Below are 16,114 nucleotides of genomic sequence, written 5' to 3' on the forward strand. Positions count from 1 at the left end.
AACTAGAATTAAGCAGCAAGAAAAGTTAGAATAACGGCAAAACTGAATATTGCCTAGAACAGCAAAACTATCTTTACCGAAGATTAGTCGAGAAAACCAGCCGAATATCAGCCAATATCTTGATTTTGCCTCAATAAAGATGTCCAAGCTCTACAGCACGGCGGAACTCATTAAAATCCTCGAAGAAGAGCGCCAAGCCTGCTTGCATGGGCGGCGCCTCAACTTGACTGAAACTCCTGCTACAGGCAACCCCGTGATTGACCGCTTTCTCAAATCTGAGGGAGTTCAGAAGTTCACTGCTTATCAAAATTTTAAGGCTGCCGTGCACGAATACCAGCGGGAACATCAGGTTTCTGGGATTGTCTGGCGGGAAATCGCGGTTAAAGGCAATACTCTACGCTATCCGGCAGTGGATGACGAATTAATAGCTCTACCGGTTGATTTGATCACGCTGAAGGCAGCTAAGATTGCTATGTTGGAATTCTGGCAGCAGGTAACTGCCGGGATGGATTTGTATTTAAGCATTAACAACGGGAAGGATTTTCGATCGATCGAGCCGGTTGACGTAGAGGCTATAGCCCAGCGCACAGAATGGGCCAGTCTCTCGAAGTGGGAAAAGTTGGATTTTCTAGAAATTTTGTTGCAGTTGGGCTGGGGGAAGCCGGAGGAAGCTTATTATAAGCGGGGATGGCCGACATCGGGCAGCGAGTACATTCACGCCGTAAAACCCGGACAGCGGCCGATTTGTTAATTGGTAATGGGGAATTGGTAATTGCTAAGAGTCAAATACTTTGGTAAACTTACTCAGAGCAATACTTCGGACAGTTTTTCAATAGAGACAGGATAGCGCCCTTATCCCTGAATCCAATTAATTATGGTTGGAAGCGGTTGCGACTTTTTATGAGCGCGCTCCAAACACCAATTATTGTATTGTAGGGATTGTCTTTTTGAGATACTTGCCGCGATTTAGACCCGATTTCTACCCAAGAGAAAACTAACATGAGAAAACTAAGTTTATGGGGGCAACAACTCAGCCTAATTTTGGGGGGAATTATGGCGGGTGTTTTCCTGGGAGAATTAGCTCTTCATCTGGGGGGAATTAAAGGTCTGAAAAAGCCCAGTGAGCCGGTCTCTTTTGAGACCTACAGATTAGACGATCCGGCTGGAGCTTGGTCATTGAATCCGGGCGCGTCTTTCGAGTGGCAGGGTGAAGGGGAGCGCTCCTTCATCCAGGCGAATAAAGATGGTTTACGCGATCGTGAACATACGAAGGAGAAACCACCAAAAACTTTTCGGATCGCGGTGGTGGGAGATTCCTTTGCCGAAGCTTTACAAGTGCCGATGGAAAAGACTTTTTGGTGGAAAATGAGAAAGCAACTCAATAAAAAATGTACTGCTTTAGGCGATCGCAAAGTTGAGGTAATTAATTTTGGGGTTCAGGGTTATGGGACGGCTCAAGAACTAATGACTTTGCGCCATAAAGTCTGGAAATATTCTCCCGATTTAGTGATCTTAGCTTTTTACCCGGGCAACGATCTTATTAATAATTCAAAAAAACTTGATTTTTATCAACGTCGGCCCTATTTCGTCTATAAAAATGGTGAATTAGTCCCAGATATGTCATGGGTTAAAATGTCACCTAAAGAACATGAATATTTGAATTTTTCCCTAGTGGATTATCTTCCCACTTGGTGGGTCAATAATTCACGGATTTTGCGGTTAGTCAGACAAGTTGATTTAGAGAATAAGAAACGTCTGCTTGATGCCACAGAAAAAAAACGATTTTCTAAGAACTTTCAAGAACCTATTGATCCAGAATGGAAAGAGGCTTGGCAGGTGACAGAAGGATTAATTTCACTAATGAATCAGGAAGTTAAGGCAAAAAAGGCAGATTTTATGGTTTTGATTGTCAGTACGGGATCTCAAGTCCACCCCGATCCTATAGCTCGTCAAGGCCATATGAAACAATCTGGCATTAAGGACTTGTATTATCCTAATCAGAGAATCAAATCCCTTGGCGATACCCTCAATATTACGACCTTGGATACAGTCCCGCGATTGCGAGAGTATGCAGAAAAAAATAAAACTTGCGTACATGGCTTTCCCAATGCTCTACCCTGTGAAGGCCATTGGAATAGTCAAGGCCATGAGCAAGTTGCTCAACTTATGGCACAACACTTATGCGATAAATTCCAAGCAGAGCCTTCGGGTTCCACAAAAAATAACGCCCTAGTGAAGTAAAATTAATATGATTCTCCCCATTCGTGTCAACTTAACGTCAAACGTAATACCGGTCTGCTGTTTGACTATTAGGGTTCGATCCCCCCTAGCCCCCCTTCTTAAGCTATGCGGTACCCACATCTTCCTTAACAATCAGGAAAGCTTTGTTTCACAAGGCTTTCCTGATTCATTTTCCCACCAGCCTTGACAATTTGACACTTATGTTTGTTGATAAAAAGTCAAGTTTATTGATAACTGGTGATCGAGGAATGGGGGTTTGAGAGCGTAAGAGCGAGCGCTCTCCAAAAGTTAAGAAAGATGGTTATAAAGCATAGCTTCTTAAGGGGGATTTAGCGAGATCTATACTCACGTAAAACCGATATTTATCAATGGTTTCACTCTTAAGTTGACACCAATGATCGCGGCCCGGTGTCCTGACTGTGGGTAATATCTGAAGAACTCATTTATTAACTTCTGACATCTGACAAAGCATCAAGCCAAACCACTGATTGGGATCGGTCCAAACTTGCATCGGCATTAAACCACGCTGCGAAAGTTCTTCCTTTACAGTATTGAGATTAAACTTGCGCGATATTTCGCTGCGGATAGTTTCTCCCGCTGCAAATTCAACCGTTAAATTGAGAGAACGCAACTGCACTGTTTGCGTTTTTTTACTTTTTAAGTGCATTTCAATTTGACATTCCTCTTGATTGTAAAAAGCCCAATGCTCGAACTGTGCTAAATCAAAATTTCCCTCAAATTTTCGATTTAAATGCCGCAGCATATTCAAGTTAAATGCCGCCGTTACTCCTTGACTGTCATCGTATGCAGGCTCTAAAATATCTTTAGATTTGTCCAAGTCAATTCCCAGCAAAAAATACTCTCCCGGCTGCAATGCACCGACAATTTGCGAGAAGAACAAATCGCATTCTTGAGCGTTGAGATTGCCGAGGGTACTGCCGAGAAAGCAAATCATTCGGGTTGGCAACGGCGACGGTGCAATTTTAGCTAAGGCTAATTCGTATGTGCTGACAAGTCCGTGAATCTGGAGCGACGGATAATCTGCCAACAGTTGACAAGCGCTGCTTTCTAGGATAGTAGGACTGATGTCGATCGGCAAATAATGCAGGGGATACTCCAGTTGACTGTAAGCATCAAGGAGAATCCGAGTTTTTGTGGAACTGCCGCTGCCGAGTTCGACGATTTCGCAGGGGCCAGTTAAATTTGCGATCGCCCCCGCGCACCCCTGCAAAATAGCCGTCTCAGTGCGCGTCAAGTAGTATTCCGGCAACTGGCAAATCAACTCAAACAGCTTCGAGCCGCGATCGTCGTAGAAATACTTTGGAGGCAGGGATTTGGGGGTTTGAGTCAACCCGCTAACTGCATCGCTGCCAGCATTGATTTCTGCGGGTGTCAGTGCCGCAGCGCTCACCAGTCGCTCTAAGTGCAGCCGGTTTTCCTTCGTTAAGGCTGAGTTGGTTGTGTCGGACAGTCTTGGGGATTTCATAAAGTAATTTTTAGATGCACATATCGGTATAGCACGCAGTTGCGTTGCCAAATATCGCGCTCAAGTCAGATTTTTCCTGCCGATCTGGGTTCTGTATTGTCTCACCGGATGGCGATCGCATCCACAATTAAAACTTAAAATTTCTCCACAAAAATTATTAAATAATTAACCAAACTTGTTTTATTTGAGCTTGTTACATGGAAAAAAGTTAGGCATTTCGCAAACAAATTTCGTTGCAAATACCCTATCCAGGCATTTATAGGATGTCCGTAAAATAAGCGTTATAAGGCAAGTAGTGAGGGCTAAAGTCCTCTGAAAAGTGCGAGGACTTTAGTCCTCACTACGAACCAATTTGATTGCAGTTATCATTACCTAGCGAACTACTTAGCGCACCGAAAACCAGCAATAATTTGCCGCACGCCCGGATAGTACCAATTCCGAAAGGTCGATCGCAGTGCCTGCGGAAAAGTCGCCCAACTCCCCCCTTTCAAAACCCGGTGTTCTCCATCAAAATAAACTTGAGAATAGCCCCTGTAAGGATAACTTTCAAATCCCGGATAGGCGTCAAAGGTTGAAGCAGTCCACTCCCAAACATTGCCCAACATATCGCAGCAGCCGATCGCACTTGCTCCTTTGGGAAAGGCATCAACTGGCGACGTATTGGCAATATTATTGCCGTGATTGCACAGGCTGCCGTTTGGCTGTTCTTCTCCCCAAGGATAGATGCGATATGTTTGATTTGTGGCATCCCAACTCGCAGCTTTTTCCCATTCTGCTTCCGATGGCAAACGCTTGCCAACAAAGTTGCAGTAAGCTTCGGCTTCGTACCAACTCACGCCGCAGACTGGATGGTTGTTGAAAGCTGGATTTTCTGACCAGTAAAGCGGTTGAGAGACGGCTTCGCCTTGCAGCCATTTCCAGCCGTCTGCTGACCACCAATCAGGGTTTTGATAGCCGCCGGATTCCATGAAATCTCGGTATTGACGGCAAGTGACGGGATAGCGATCGATCGAGTATGCTTCTAAATAACACAGGTGGCGCGATCGCTCGTTATCCAAAGCCTCAGCAGCATCGCTTCCCATGTAAAATTCTCCGCGTGGAATTTCAATCGCCTGGGAATCCGTAATTTCTAATTGGTAATCTGCAATTGGTAATCGGTAATTGGAAATTAATCTTCCTTCCTCATTCCCTCTTCCTTCTTCCTTCTTCCCTCTTCCTTCTTCCTTCTTCCCTCTTCCTTCTTCCTTCTTCCCTCTTCCTTCTTCCTTCTTCCCCCTTCCTTCTTCCTTCTTCCTGTGCATTTGCAACACGAAAGCAACAGTTTCGCAGTGCTGGCTTTCGTGCTGAATAATAAACCGCCAGAGACGTTCTTGCTCGTCGATCGGCGCTACTTCCAAATAATCTAACACCTTTTTTCTCACCGCGTCCAGATATAATTCAACTTCAGGTAACGTCGGCAGAAAAACCCGTTGTTTTTTCGGCAAAATATCAGCAGCAAACAGTTGGTGATACTGAGGAAAGACAGGTTCCAAGCCAGCACACCGTTGCAACAGCCACAAATCCTCAGTATAAGCGATGTGACCTAAGTGCCAGCCAACCGGACTGAAATCAGGATGAGCTTGACGGCAAAAAGTATCATAATCAATGTCTGCAAATAGCTTGAAAGTGCCGCGGCGACACTGCTGCAAATCGCGATAAATTGCCTCTCTACAAGATTGGATAGATTTGGATATCACGATCTACTCCGGTACTGATAATGCTCTGGACTGGACACTCGTGCCAATTGCCAGCAAATAAAGGTTCAGAAGCAATGATGACTGAATTCGGGAAATTTAAATCGTCTCGCAGCCAATAGAGGGAAGGAGGGGTTTTTTGGGAAGCAAAGCGAGAGGCAACGAGCTGGTGTCCGTCGCTGATAATTATATTAGCTGAAAATTCTACTTGGTGAAAGTTTGCTAGCTCGGCCACAGTTTTCAGCGTGTTTTGCAAAGCAGCTTCTAGAGTCACATTGGCGGCTGTCAATTCATTGACAAACAAGCCGAAGATATGCTCTGAATCTGTAGTGCCGTTAATTGATTGATAAATGGTATCGCTGAGTCGATCGCGAATTGGTCTGTAAAGAGTTTGGCGAAAATTCTTCACGAAGCCGTTGTGTACGAACAGCAGGCGATCGTTCTGAAACGGCTGACAGTTGCTCAAATCTACAGCTTGTCCTGAAGTTGCACTGCGAACGTATCCGATCGCGCATCCGGATTCAACGTATCGACTGATACTCGGAAGGTTAACGTCGCTCCAAATTGGCTGTACATTTTTATAGGTGAACGGGTCAGTATCTAGGTGCGGGTGATACCAACCAAGACCAAAACCGTCAGCATTGAGTACGCCAGAAGTCATTTCGCGGGGCTCGTAACTCTGCACAATTAGGGAATGTTCCGGCTTGTACAGAATAGCATCGAGTAAAATCGGCTCCCCGAGGTAGCCAAGCAAACGGCACATAAAATTTTTGCAGCAATGTGATTAGCATTGTAAGTCATTAGCCGAAAAATTGCCCGAGCGGGCATCTTCAGGGCTGGGAACAAGGTTTTTTGTAGCCCGCTGCCAGCATCGCAGTACAAACGATACAGTTAAGGTAGAACCCCTGCAGCAAAAGGAGACTCTTGAATGTTCCTCGACGAACTCATCCCAATGGCCCAAGAATTGATCCAACAGCCGATCGCCTTCGCGGGCGGATTTTTATCTGGCCTGCTTCGACTCAACCTTCACGAAGATCCCGTTAAAAGCTGGATCGACGAGCAAGCTGGTTCAACTTCCTACACTACTCCCCCAGCCGAACCCACCAACGGTAAAAGCACGGGGCCTCAGTCAATCTCGATCGACTAAGGAAAAGCAGTAACATCCTCCCAACGCCAAACTGATTACAGTTATGGCGTGGGCTTCCAAACTTCACAGTTTGGCTTTTCGCGTTTTTCCCTTACGGGATTTGCACACTTGGCTAGACTTAATTTCTCAGTGCCCGCTAGAAAGTCTGCACAGACACTTTCGATTCCCGTATAGCCTTTCTCAGATAGATAAAGTACAATAACAGCAGTGTGTAAACCAGTTCCAAATATCTTGCTTAGAAAGTTGACCTGAGAAAGTTGACGGAATGCAAACTCTCTCGCCTTTCCTAATTATTAATAATTTGTTGTCTTAATAAAACTGAAAACATTTTTAAGTTTTGACTATATTTTTTTAGGCTTATGATAAATTGGGGTAAGGGGGCGACAAGTATATTACTGTCGCCCTTTTTCTTGATTACTTTCTTTACTTATTTTGTCTGTTTCTATGACCATTCTCCCTCACTACCCAAGCATTTTCCCTTAGTTATGGTAGATTTCCGGAGCATAATAGCCTAAAATCTAATTGTATCATTTTACTTCTTAAATTAACTTATATTAGAACTTTATTGAGCGTTATATATAGCGTTCGTGAGAAATATTTTTACACCTCTGTTCATTTTATTCATCCCCATTGAACCTTTTATTGTATAGTGAAGAATGAAGCTATTCAAGATTTGAATCATTTTTATTTTCAATTTTCTCTAAAATTATCAGTTGTTCGGTATTAATTTTGCACGATGGCAGAAATTAGCTAACTGAGCAAGAGTTTTGATTTTAGGAGCCTGTTTAAGTGATTTTTTTACAAAACTGAGAAGTACCAAAAAACAGTTAGGTATGAATTTTTGTGAGATTGCTTCCGTAATGATAAACATCGATAATTTCTTGTCTAAAATCAAGATAATCAGCTTTCATTGCTAGTAATGTATGATGTTTTCAATGCTTTGCCAACAAACGTGCTGTGAGTGGAGGGGGCGTCTCCTCCACTTATGGTGATGCTGTGACTCTTGAGCGAATTATAGTTCATTTATCTTATATTTTATATTTTACCGTTATAAATTAGTCAACAATATGATACCTCATCTGCCTCACAAAGGCTTTATCTCTGAACTCCAAACTTAATTATAATCTTACCACTTTTTATAATTGGCGTGGGCAGGGTTGGTGTGTGTAAAGCCAGGTTTTAAGCTGTAGACTAAAGGGGTTTATAAAAATGAATTCAGCATGATGACAAGCAAAAAGCTACCGTAACTGCGCCGTCACCCAAAATCGATAGCGACTTTCAGGATCGGGAGTTACCGCTCAATTAATTACTAATTTTAAAAGGTAAAATCTCAAAGGTAAAATCCTAATAGGTACTTGATCTACCGGAGAAAAGCTATAATATACCAGATATGTTGAGGATGGCAGCGAAAATAACTGTAGTAGAAGGAAGCAGAAATAGTATGTTGAGAAAAATGAATTTACAAACCAGACTGATCGGCGCATTTCTGATTATGGGACTTTTAGTATTTTTAGTTGCCTGGGTAGGATGGAACTCAACATCTAATCTCAGTCAACACATAGATACTATAGGTAAAAATAATTTACCTAGTATTGAAGCATTATGGAAAATTAACGAGGGACAAACCCAAATCGAGTCATCTGAGAGAGCGCTAATTAATCCGGCACTCAGTCAAGCAGAAAGGCAAGATGCCTTAAACAGAATGGACAAGGCTTGGCAGCAGATTCAAGATGGGTTTAAAGCATACGAAGCCACTCCACGTACCGCAGAGGAAAACGCACTATATCAACAAATGCTTAAGTATTGGGAGAAGTGGAAGCAGGAAGATCAAGAACTCCTGCGAATTAATCAAGAATTTGAGAAAGTGGGAATTTTGAATCCTTTGGGCTTGCAGCTAAACCTAATTAATCAAGGTAAAAGTAATTCGCCAGAAATGGCAAGGGCAAAAACAGCTAGTAACCTTTTGAATAAACTTGGTCAGCAATCTAAGGTAATTCGCCTTGAATATATAAAGGCAGAACAAGCAAATTTAGCCGTAGCTACATCCAACAGAAAGCAAGCCGACGACGCTTATAAAATCGCAGAAAATGATATTAGGAATACTCAAGTAGCTGTATTATTGGCTATGACAGTTGGACCGCTAACAGCGATTAGTTTAGGAATAGCTTTAAGCATAGCGATCGCCAAACCTTTAGATAAAGCCCTGAAAGGTATTATTAATATGATTGTCACTTCTTCTACCGAGATCGCTGCTACAATTGAGCAACAGGAACGTATTGCTGTACAACAAGCTGCTTCTGTTAATCAAACAACTACCACAATGGATGAATTGGGCGCATCATCGAGGCAATCAGCTATGCAAGCCGAGTCAGCCCTTGAGAATGCCAGTAATGTCTTAAATCTGGCAGCAGAAGGCAGTAAAGTGGTGCATAAAACCCAGCAGGGAATGTTGAGTTTGACGCAAAAAGTCGGAGCTATCGCCGAGCAAGTTTTACATTTGAGCCAGCAAACCAATCAGATTGCTAATATTACCAATTTAGTCAGCGATTTGGCTAATCAAACTAATATGCTGGCAATTAACGCTACAGTGGAAGCAGTACGCAGCGGAGAACAAGGAAAGGGGTTTGGGGTGGTGGCGAGGGAAATTCGCCGACTCGCAGATGAAAGCAAAAAATCGTCGGCTCAGATTAATGATTTAGTAAACGATATTAAGAATGCCATTAATAAGACAGTGATGGTAACAGATGAGGGCAAAAAAACTTTAGATAATAGCCTGAAATTGACTGAAGGTACGGCGGATAATTTTAGCAATGTTGCTAATGCTATTAACAGTGTTGTTGTCAGCAGTCAGCAAATTTATCTCAATACCAAACAGCAGGCTATCGCTATTGAGCAAGTGGTAGATGCGATGAATGTTCTGAATAAAGGAGCAACGGAAACAGCCAGCGGTATTACCCAAAGTCGAATTGGCACTCAAACACTTAACAAAGCTGCTTTAAATCTCACATCCTTAGTTTAATTGAGAAAAGTAATATCCTAAACTGGGGATTAAAGAGATGGAGAGAAAATGTGTCCCATTCCTCATTTCCAATTTGCCATTCCAAATTTGGCCCAAGGATTGAAGGTGACATCTCCCCGTTTAGGAAAGGGCTGGGGAGAGGTGAAGTAGGTTTCCTCAAAGGCCTGTCTAGATGTGTATAGCAATTCTCAAGTGAATGAGGTACAGATTTAAATTGTAGATTAAAGAATGGAAGAATTGGGGAATTGGTAATTAACTGCCAAGTACCTCACGAAAGTTGAGAACCGCTATATCAACGCTCGCGATCCAAAGCAACCTAATATATTATACCTTGTTAGTCGCTTTGTTTCCGAAGATGGTTGGTGATTCGTCGCCCACCCATCAGTGATCTGATTAAAATCAAATATTGTTCAGGGGTAGGAGTCCTCGCCGCCCCAAAACTCATATTCTCACTCATCCGCAGGGCGAGTGAGGATATGAGTTTTGATTAAGCTAACTATTGCAGCCAGTACCAAGGGTTGGTCAGTGCGGCAAACCCTTTTAGTCAAAGTCGATTGCCCAGTTGTATGGTAGATAGCACTTGACAGTTAAATTAACAGGTTATTATGTATAGCACAACAAGTTCAGTTCGATCGACATGACTATCTACATTGGAAATCTGTCTTACCGCGCCACCGAAGAAGACCTGACAGCAGTATTTGCAGAATACGGCACAGTCAAGCGAGTTGTCTTGCCTACCGACAGGGAAACCGGTCGGATGCGCGGTTTTGCATTTGTTGAGATGATGGAGGATGCCCAAGAAGACGCTGCAATTGCCGAATTAGACGGTGCAGAGTGGATGGGGCGCCCCTTGCGAGTGAACAAAGCTAAACCGAAAGAAGAGGGAAATCGAGGCGCAGGTATTAAGAGAAACGACGGATATTAGTCCGCGATGCGGCGGTTGACATCCTCTCGAAACCCACCTGATGCACCAGTACGCCACTAGCGCCGAATTGCAAGCAGCAGTTGATTTTGGGGATGCAATGTCAAATCCGCTGCACAAAACATCGATTCTTTGTGGGCTGCACTTGATTAATAATTTTTTGAGAAAGACAGAATTTATGCACGCTAGTCTAGAAACCCGATTTCTTCCGCGATACCTCGCTGCTAAAAGCAAAATTTATCAGGAGAAACCGGGTTGATGAGCGTTACTCTTAGAAAGAGTAAACTCGCCCTTTTTCATCAATATAAACTGATCGGTCTTGCCGAGTGCGGGGGTCTGATCTGGTGATGCGAATCGTCACAACGTTTGTCTGCGAGTCAACGTTATAGTCGTATTTCAAAGTTGTGCTTCCTCCTGTGGCATTAATCGGAATATTGGCAATGTCGCCGGTGCGATTGCTGATACGAACAATGATGTTTTTGCTGGTTCCGACGGGCAAGGATGACAAGTTGGCACCTGATTGACCGTATTCTAGGTTTAATCCAGTTTCATTTAACAGTCTGAGGGTTATGTTGCGAGTATTGTCAACCTGCGCTTGAGGTTGCCAGAATCCGGGTTTTTTGCCACCGTCAGTTGCAGGTTGAGATAATGCTGGGTGAGGATGCAGAAAGGCGAGGGCGGCAAGTATTGCTGCGGCTGCAATAATTTTTGATTTCACGGTTTGTACCTCCGGGTCAAGATTTGGTGATATTTCTATCCTAGCTTTAAAATCGGATGTTAGTGGAAGGAAGAAGGAAGAAGGAAGAGGGAAGAAGGAAGAAGGAAGAAGGAAGAAGGAAGAAGGAAGAAGGAAGAAGGAAGAAGGAAGAGGGAAGAAGGAAGAGGGAAGAAGGAAGAAGCAATAAAAGGAATCAAAGCAAGGGTTTGAGAAATTAAGAATTTCCTAAGCGTCAGGGTGGTTGCTATATCTACTCAGAAACCGGGTTTCTGTAGTTGTTAATATTCCTGGACGCACGGGTTGTCTAGAAATCCGATTTCTGAGCGGGTGGCTGCTTGCCAAAGCTATGATTTAGAGTAGAAACCGGATTTCTGGGGTCAAGTGAGTCCGGGAGTGATTAATTGTTAATTATCGATCGAGCCAGTTCTAGGAGTATGCGCTGTTCGGCGCGGACGATCGCCCTGGAAGTTTGTTCTGCAGCATCGACATTAACCGAAATAGACGAAATTCCCCACCGCACGAAGGATTCAACTGTCTCGGGATACAATGCGGGAGCGTCGCCGCAGATTGAGCAAGGAATGCCGGCGGCCCGGGCCTGTTTGATTAATTGTTCGATCGCCCTCATCACTGCTCGATCGCGCCCGTTGAAAGCACCTGCTACCTGGTCGGAGTTGCGGTGAACTCCTAATAGCAATTGGGTTAAATCGTTAGTGCCGATCGAAATTCCTTGAACTCCTGCTTTTACGTAATCGGGCAATAAAAATAACACCGAAGGAACTTCCGCCATAATCCACATTTGAAACTCGGTTGAGCGGTTTTTCCAAACTGTTTCTAAGCGCTGGCGGCAGTATATAAACTCGTCAACCGAGCGCACGAAAGGCAAAATTAAATTAACATTGGTATGGCCTGACTCGCAGACTTTTTGAAGTACGCAGAGTTCCCAATCAAATAATTCTGGTTCAAAGGTATAACTGAAACTGCCGTGGGCGCCTGACTCCCGTAAATCGAGAGAGCGATAAAATATTGGCCGCGGCGAAACGGCAGCAGCAAATAAGCTGAGGCAATCCGCCATGCGATCGACAAATTCCGATTGGCGACCGTTTTGCAGCCAATCTTTGGGGTTTTGACAGTCCAAAGCTTCTAATGCCATTAATTCCGATCGCAGCAATCCGATGCCGTCTATTGGCAGATTTTTGAGGCGGTCAATCGAACTTGTTTGGCTGACATTAACTAGCAGTTGAGTCGCCGTTGGTGGGCCCCAAACATATTGAGTAGACTCAGATTGTCGAGATTTAGGCGCGGAATTGGACGATCGATCGGAGGTAGAAGATTGGTGCTTGGCTATTGACATTTTTGCTGCTGTACTGTATGTATCTGCCTTTTTTGCTGTGTCCCGAAGTCGGCCGCTGTCTCCTGTCTCGATCGCATCGTGTTGGGCGAGGGCAAAAACTTCTCCGCTATCGCCGTCTACCAAAACCGAATCGCCCGAGGCGATCGCCCGAGTGGCCCCTGCCACTCCCACAACGGCGGGAATCCCCAATTCTCTAGCTAAAATGGCGCCGTGGCAGGTCATGCCTCCTTGTTCCGCAATTACCCCAGCAGCAACCTTCAGCCAAGGCAGCCAATTCGGATCGATTGTCCGGGCTACCAAAATGCCTCCGGCTAAGAATTCCGCGTTTTCTGGGTGGGAATTAGTCATAACTTGGGCAATTGCTTCGGCTTTTCCTGATGCTGCTCCCACACCTCTGAGTATCGCAGGAGTTCTGGCTGGGGCGATCGAGTTTGGCTGCGGGAGGGCGATCGGATTTTCCTCTAGTGGCGCGACTTTTTCCCCTTTCACAAGACGAACTTGAGTGAAATAAAACTGCTGTTCGCTGCTGTTGGCCGTCTGGTTTAGCGTCCACTCCAAAATTAAATCCGAGTCAAATTCTGCGCTCACTTTTTTACTCAATTCAATGATTTCTTGCAGTTGCGCTTCCTCTAAAATGTATTCTGTTTGTGCTTCCTCTCCTAGGGCTAAAACTTGCACGCAACAGTCACCAAAATCATGAATTAAAAAGGGAGAATCGGGAATTGGGAAAGCAGAAAACTTGCCTATATGCAGTTTTTTTTTCGGTTCTCCATCGCCGACTTTGAGATTGTAGGCTAATGTTTTGTAACCGATCCGCTGGAATTTAACGGCGGTTGTTTCCGGCTGCACTTGATAGTAATCGGGGATGGTTTCTCCCCTAGCGAGGGACAATCCCAAACCGCTGGTAGCTTGGATTTCCCACTGTGCGCCCGCCTTTGTTTTCACCTCGCCTGCGGCGATCGCTTCTTGAAGTGGCTGCACCAAAACTGCAGGATTGATTTGCTGTACCCGCAGGCCGCACCGCTGCCAGTAAAATAGACTTCGGGCTCTGAACATTTCTGCCCAAGCTCGTTTGAGTCCTGCCCCAATGGCTTCGGGTTCTGCCCGTACTGCCTGAGATTCCAGAATCCCGACTGTTTTCGGGTTCCAGGAAGTCAGGGAAGGGCGAAAAATTAAGGCTGTGGAGTTTAAGTTTGACTGTGAGTTGAGTTGAGAAACAGCAGACTCTAGGGTGGAGAGCAGTGAATCTGGCAGTTTGCCGGCGAGGATTTGGTGGCGGATGCTGCGGGCGATCGATTGCAGTTGTCTGGGTTCATCGACATTCAAGTGCAGGGAAGAGTGTGGCCAGTCAGCAAACAGCGGTTCTAGGCACTCGATCGACTCTAAAAACTGCCAAAATGTTTGAGCCGGCACGACAAAACCCGGTACAACGGGATGATTTTTCTGGAGCAAAGAGCTCAAGTAAAATGCTTTTTCTCCCACTGCATCTCGGTCTGAAGGTTGAATTTTGTCTAACCAGTAGAGGTTTTTCACGCTGCGAGCCTGTCGGTGGAAACTGATTGAAGTTGAGAGTTTTTCCCATTAATCACTTACCACAATTTTAGGATGAACAAGCGACAATGGACGGGATTAGTCAAATCTTTTCTCAATCTATTTCTTAAGTCTAACTGTCCTCTTTGTCAGCGGCCGGCCGCCGGAGAGTTTTGTCCGTACTGTCACAAGCAACTTCAGCGATGTCAGTTAAGCGATCCAGGTCGATTTTGGCATTCAGAGCAGCGTGTTTTTGTGTGGGGTGAGTATGGCGGGGCTCTCAAACGGGCGATCGCAGCTTTGAAATATGACGGCAATCCGCAATTAGCCAAACCTCTAGGCGGCTGGCTGGCAGAAGCTTGGCTGAGTTTTCCGGAATTAGCTATAGACAATTTAACAGTTGTACCGATTCCCATGCACAAAGAAAAGGTCAAGGAGCGCGGTTTTAACCAAGCGGAACTGTTGGCTGAAAGTTTTTGCGAGCTGACTGGTTTGCCTTTGCAGCGGCACGGTTTGGAGCGGGTGAAAAATACTCAGGCTTTATTCGCTCTGACGCCACAGCAGCGGCAAGCGGAAATGAAAAATGCTTTAAGTTTGGGGAAAGATTTTCGTCGTCGCCTCCCGCGCGATCGAGTGCTGTTAGTTGATGATATTTACACTAGCGGTACTACGGTTAAGTCTGCAATTCAAATATTGAAACTGTCGGGAATTTCGGTTTATGGAACTGTGGCACTGGCAACTCCGAATAAGATTAATCGGTAAGTTATGACTGGCTTTAAGTTTAAAAAGGTTTGTAGTGAGGACATGATATTAATCAGGATTTGCTAATAAGATTTTTTTGGGAAAACGAACCGCGAAGACGCGAATTCTGCGAAGGAAGAGAAAGAAGAGAGAGAGTTTAGGCCGACAGCGGGAACTGGTTGCTGATGTTCCATCGGCTGCCGTTATGAAGCAGCAAGGTTAATGCCGAAGCGGTAAAATCAAAGTGGAGCGATCGCCCGGAGAATTCCAACCAAGCTGTTTGAAAATTCTCCTTAGTTAAATCGCGAAACGCTACTGTCATGTGCGGTACAAATGGGCGACTTTGAGAAACTCGATCGACTATTCCCAAATTTGCCTCCATATAACTCATCAAATCTTTGTGAATCTCCAGCAATTCGGGTGACTTGACAACATCAACGTAAATGACGCGGGGCGCGAAAGCAGCAAAACCGGATAGAGTAACGGGAATGGGCAGCCGATTTGCAGAAAACTGCTTCAAACTTTCCTCTAATTTGGGAATATCCTCCGCTAACGAGTGAAAAGGAGGTTGCAGCGTGATGTGCGGCGGCGAATTCAAAGCACTGCGGCTGTTGTAGGAGGCCGCAAAATACAGTTGAATGTCAGTAATGTGCTGTTCAATATCGGGAGGCGGCACTAAGGCAATGAAAAATCGCTGTTTTGACTGGTGCATGGGATAACATCGCAGTTAAGAAAGGATGATGGAAAATGGAATATAGAGCATTTGCCCTAGACTCGATTGCCGATCGCCCATTCCCAATCTAAAATATAAAATCTAAAATCCCAAATAAAAATGCCTTGGTTTGTCAAAATTGAGCAAGGAATTGTCGAAAAGCCTGTCTTTGACCAATACGTGCCAGCTCACAGAGCTTATGTCCGAGAGTTGATTTCTAAAGGACACCGAGCGAAAACTGGCTACTGGGGGCGGCGGGGCGGCGGTATGTTGCTGTTTGAGGCGGGTTCAATGGATGAGGCGAAGGCGATCGTCGCTGAAGACCCGCTGGTGAAGAATGGTTGCGTTATTTATGAAATTTATCACTGGTGTGTGGTTGAAGAATAAATAACTGTGTTATACTCATTTATGAACTGGACCCACGCGATTCCAACGCCCAAATCTTGTCAGGACCGGAAGGTAGCAGCAACACGGGATGCTTGTAATAGGCGTGGTCTCCGGTTCACCCAGTTTT

15 protein-coding genes and 1 other RNA gene are annotated in these 16,114 nt (G+C 44.8%); 10 read left to right on the forward strand and 6 right to left on the reverse strand.

Annotated features, from left to right (window positions below):
• The first annotated feature begins 139 nt into the window (after positions 1–139).
• Positions 140–751 (forward strand): hypothetical protein, encoded by a 612-nt coding sequence (locus QUA62_RS03410; protein WP_190660668.1) that lies wholly within the window; start codon positions 140–142, stop codon positions 749–751.
• A gap of 248 nt (positions 752–999) precedes the next feature.
• Positions 1,000–2,241, forward strand: coding sequence for an SGNH/GDSL hydrolase family protein (locus QUA62_RS03415; RefSeq protein ID WP_333402354.1), 1,242 nt, complete (start codon positions 1,000–1,002; stop codon positions 2,239–2,241).
• 439 nt (positions 2,242–2,680) lie between these two features.
• On the opposite strand, the gene egtD is transcribed toward QUA62_RS03415, so the two are convergent.
• The 3 genes from egtD to egtC all read right to left on the reverse strand — a co-directional run bounded on the left by egtD (position 2,681) and on the right by egtC (position 6,223).
• Positions 2,681–3,727 carry an L-histidine N(alpha)-methyltransferase gene (gene egtD / locus QUA62_RS03420; protein ID WP_333402356.1) on the reverse strand — a complete coding sequence of 349 codons (1,047 nt, stop codon included), beginning with the start codon at positions 3,725–3,727 and terminating at the stop codon, positions 2,681–2,683.
• A gap of 380 nt (positions 3,728–4,107) precedes the next feature.
• The gene (locus QUA62_RS03425; RefSeq protein ID WP_333402358.1) at positions 4,108–5,463 is read right to left on the reverse strand and encodes an ergothioneine biosynthesis protein EgtB; all 1,356 of its coding nucleotides are present in this window, start codon (positions 5,461–5,463) and stop codon (positions 4,108–4,110) included.
• Entirely contained in the window at positions 5,435–6,223 is a 789-nt protein-coding gene (gene egtC, locus QUA62_RS03430; RefSeq protein ID WP_333402360.1) for an ergothioneine biosynthesis protein EgtC, read from the reverse strand. Before egtC ends, QUA62_RS03425 begins: the two co-directional genes overlap by 29 nt.
• 165 nt (positions 6,224–6,388) lie before the next feature.
• On the opposite strand from egtC, the gene QUA62_RS03435 reads away from it, so the two are divergent.
• The 4 genes from QUA62_RS03435 to QUA62_RS03450 all read left to right on the forward strand — a co-directional run bounded on the left by QUA62_RS03435 (position 6,389) and on the right by QUA62_RS03450 (position 10,807).
• Positions 6,389–6,607 carry a hypothetical protein gene (locus tag QUA62_RS03435; protein ID WP_006632999.1) on the forward strand — a complete coding sequence of 73 codons (219 nt, stop codon included), beginning with the start codon at positions 6,389–6,391 and terminating at the stop codon, positions 6,605–6,607.
• Positions 6,608–8,006: 1,399 nt separating this feature from the next.
• Positions 8,007–9,626, forward strand: coding sequence for a methyl-accepting chemotaxis protein (locus QUA62_RS03440; RefSeq protein ID WP_333402362.1), 1,620 nt, complete (start codon positions 8,007–8,009; stop codon positions 9,624–9,626).
• A gap of 637 nt (positions 9,627–10,263) precedes the next feature.
• Positions 10,264–10,551 (forward strand): RNA recognition motif domain-containing protein, encoded by a 288-nt coding sequence (locus QUA62_RS03445; RefSeq protein ID WP_006632996.1) that lies wholly within the window; start codon positions 10,264–10,266, stop codon positions 10,549–10,551.
• 40 nt (positions 10,552–10,591) lie between these two features.
• Complete coding sequence (locus QUA62_RS03450; protein ID WP_333402364.1) at positions 10,592–10,807, forward strand: hypothetical protein; 216 nt, start codon at positions 10,592–10,594, stop codon at positions 10,805–10,807.
• Between the two features lie 12 nt (positions 10,808–10,819).
• Here the strand turns inward: QUA62_RS03450 and QUA62_RS03455 are convergent, their stop codons facing one another.
• A complete protein-coding gene (locus tag QUA62_RS03455) occupies positions 10,820–11,266 on the reverse strand; it encodes a hypothetical protein (RefSeq protein ID WP_333402366.1) in 447 nt (148 codons plus the stop codon).
• A 56-nt stretch (positions 11,267–11,322) separates the two neighbouring features.
• On the opposite strand from QUA62_RS03455, the gene QUA62_RS03460 reads away from it, so the two are divergent.
• Positions 11,323–11,484: a hypothetical protein gene (locus tag QUA62_RS03460; RefSeq protein ID WP_333402368.1), complete on the forward strand. Its 162-nt coding sequence runs from the start codon at positions 11,323–11,325 to the stop codon at positions 11,482–11,484.
• Positions 11,485–11,663: 179 nt separating this feature from the next.
• Here QUA62_RS03460 and QUA62_RS03465 read toward each other — a convergent pair whose 3' ends face one another.
• Positions 11,664–14,150 carry a putative PEP-binding protein gene (locus QUA62_RS03465; RefSeq protein ID WP_333402370.1) on the reverse strand — a complete coding sequence of 829 codons (2,487 nt, stop codon included), beginning with the start codon at positions 14,148–14,150 and terminating at the stop codon, positions 11,664–11,666.
• 72 nt (positions 14,151–14,222) lie between these two features.
• On the opposite strand from QUA62_RS03465, the gene QUA62_RS03470 reads away from it, so the two are divergent.
• Positions 14,223–14,909 (forward strand): ComF family protein, encoded by a 687-nt coding sequence (locus QUA62_RS03470; RefSeq protein WP_333281541.1) that lies wholly within the window; start codon positions 14,223–14,225, stop codon positions 14,907–14,909.
• Between the two features lie 136 nt (positions 14,910–15,045).
• On the opposite strand, the gene QUA62_RS03475 is transcribed toward QUA62_RS03470, so the two are convergent.
• On the reverse strand, positions 15,046–15,600 hold the full coding sequence (locus tag QUA62_RS03475; protein WP_333402372.1) for a 2'-5' RNA ligase family protein: 555 nt from the start codon (positions 15,598–15,600) through the stop codon (positions 15,046–15,048).
• 120 nt (positions 15,601–15,720) lie between these two features.
• Between QUA62_RS03475 and QUA62_RS03480 the strand changes: the two genes are divergently transcribed.
• On the forward strand, positions 15,721–15,987 hold the full coding sequence (locus QUA62_RS03480; RefSeq protein WP_006632991.1) for a YciI family protein: 267 nt from the start codon (positions 15,721–15,723) through the stop codon (positions 15,985–15,987).
• A 23-nt stretch (positions 15,988–16,010) separates the two neighbouring features.
• Positions 16,011–16,107, forward strand: an RNA gene (ffs, locus tag QUA62_RS03485) — signal recognition particle sRNA small type.
• Positions 16,108–16,114 lie beyond the last annotated feature (7 nt).

This window comes from Microcoleus sp. MON1_C1, from assembly GCF_036701945.1.
Taxonomy (GTDB): Bacteria; Cyanobacteriota; Cyanobacteriia; order Cyanobacteriales; family Microcoleaceae; genus Microcoleus.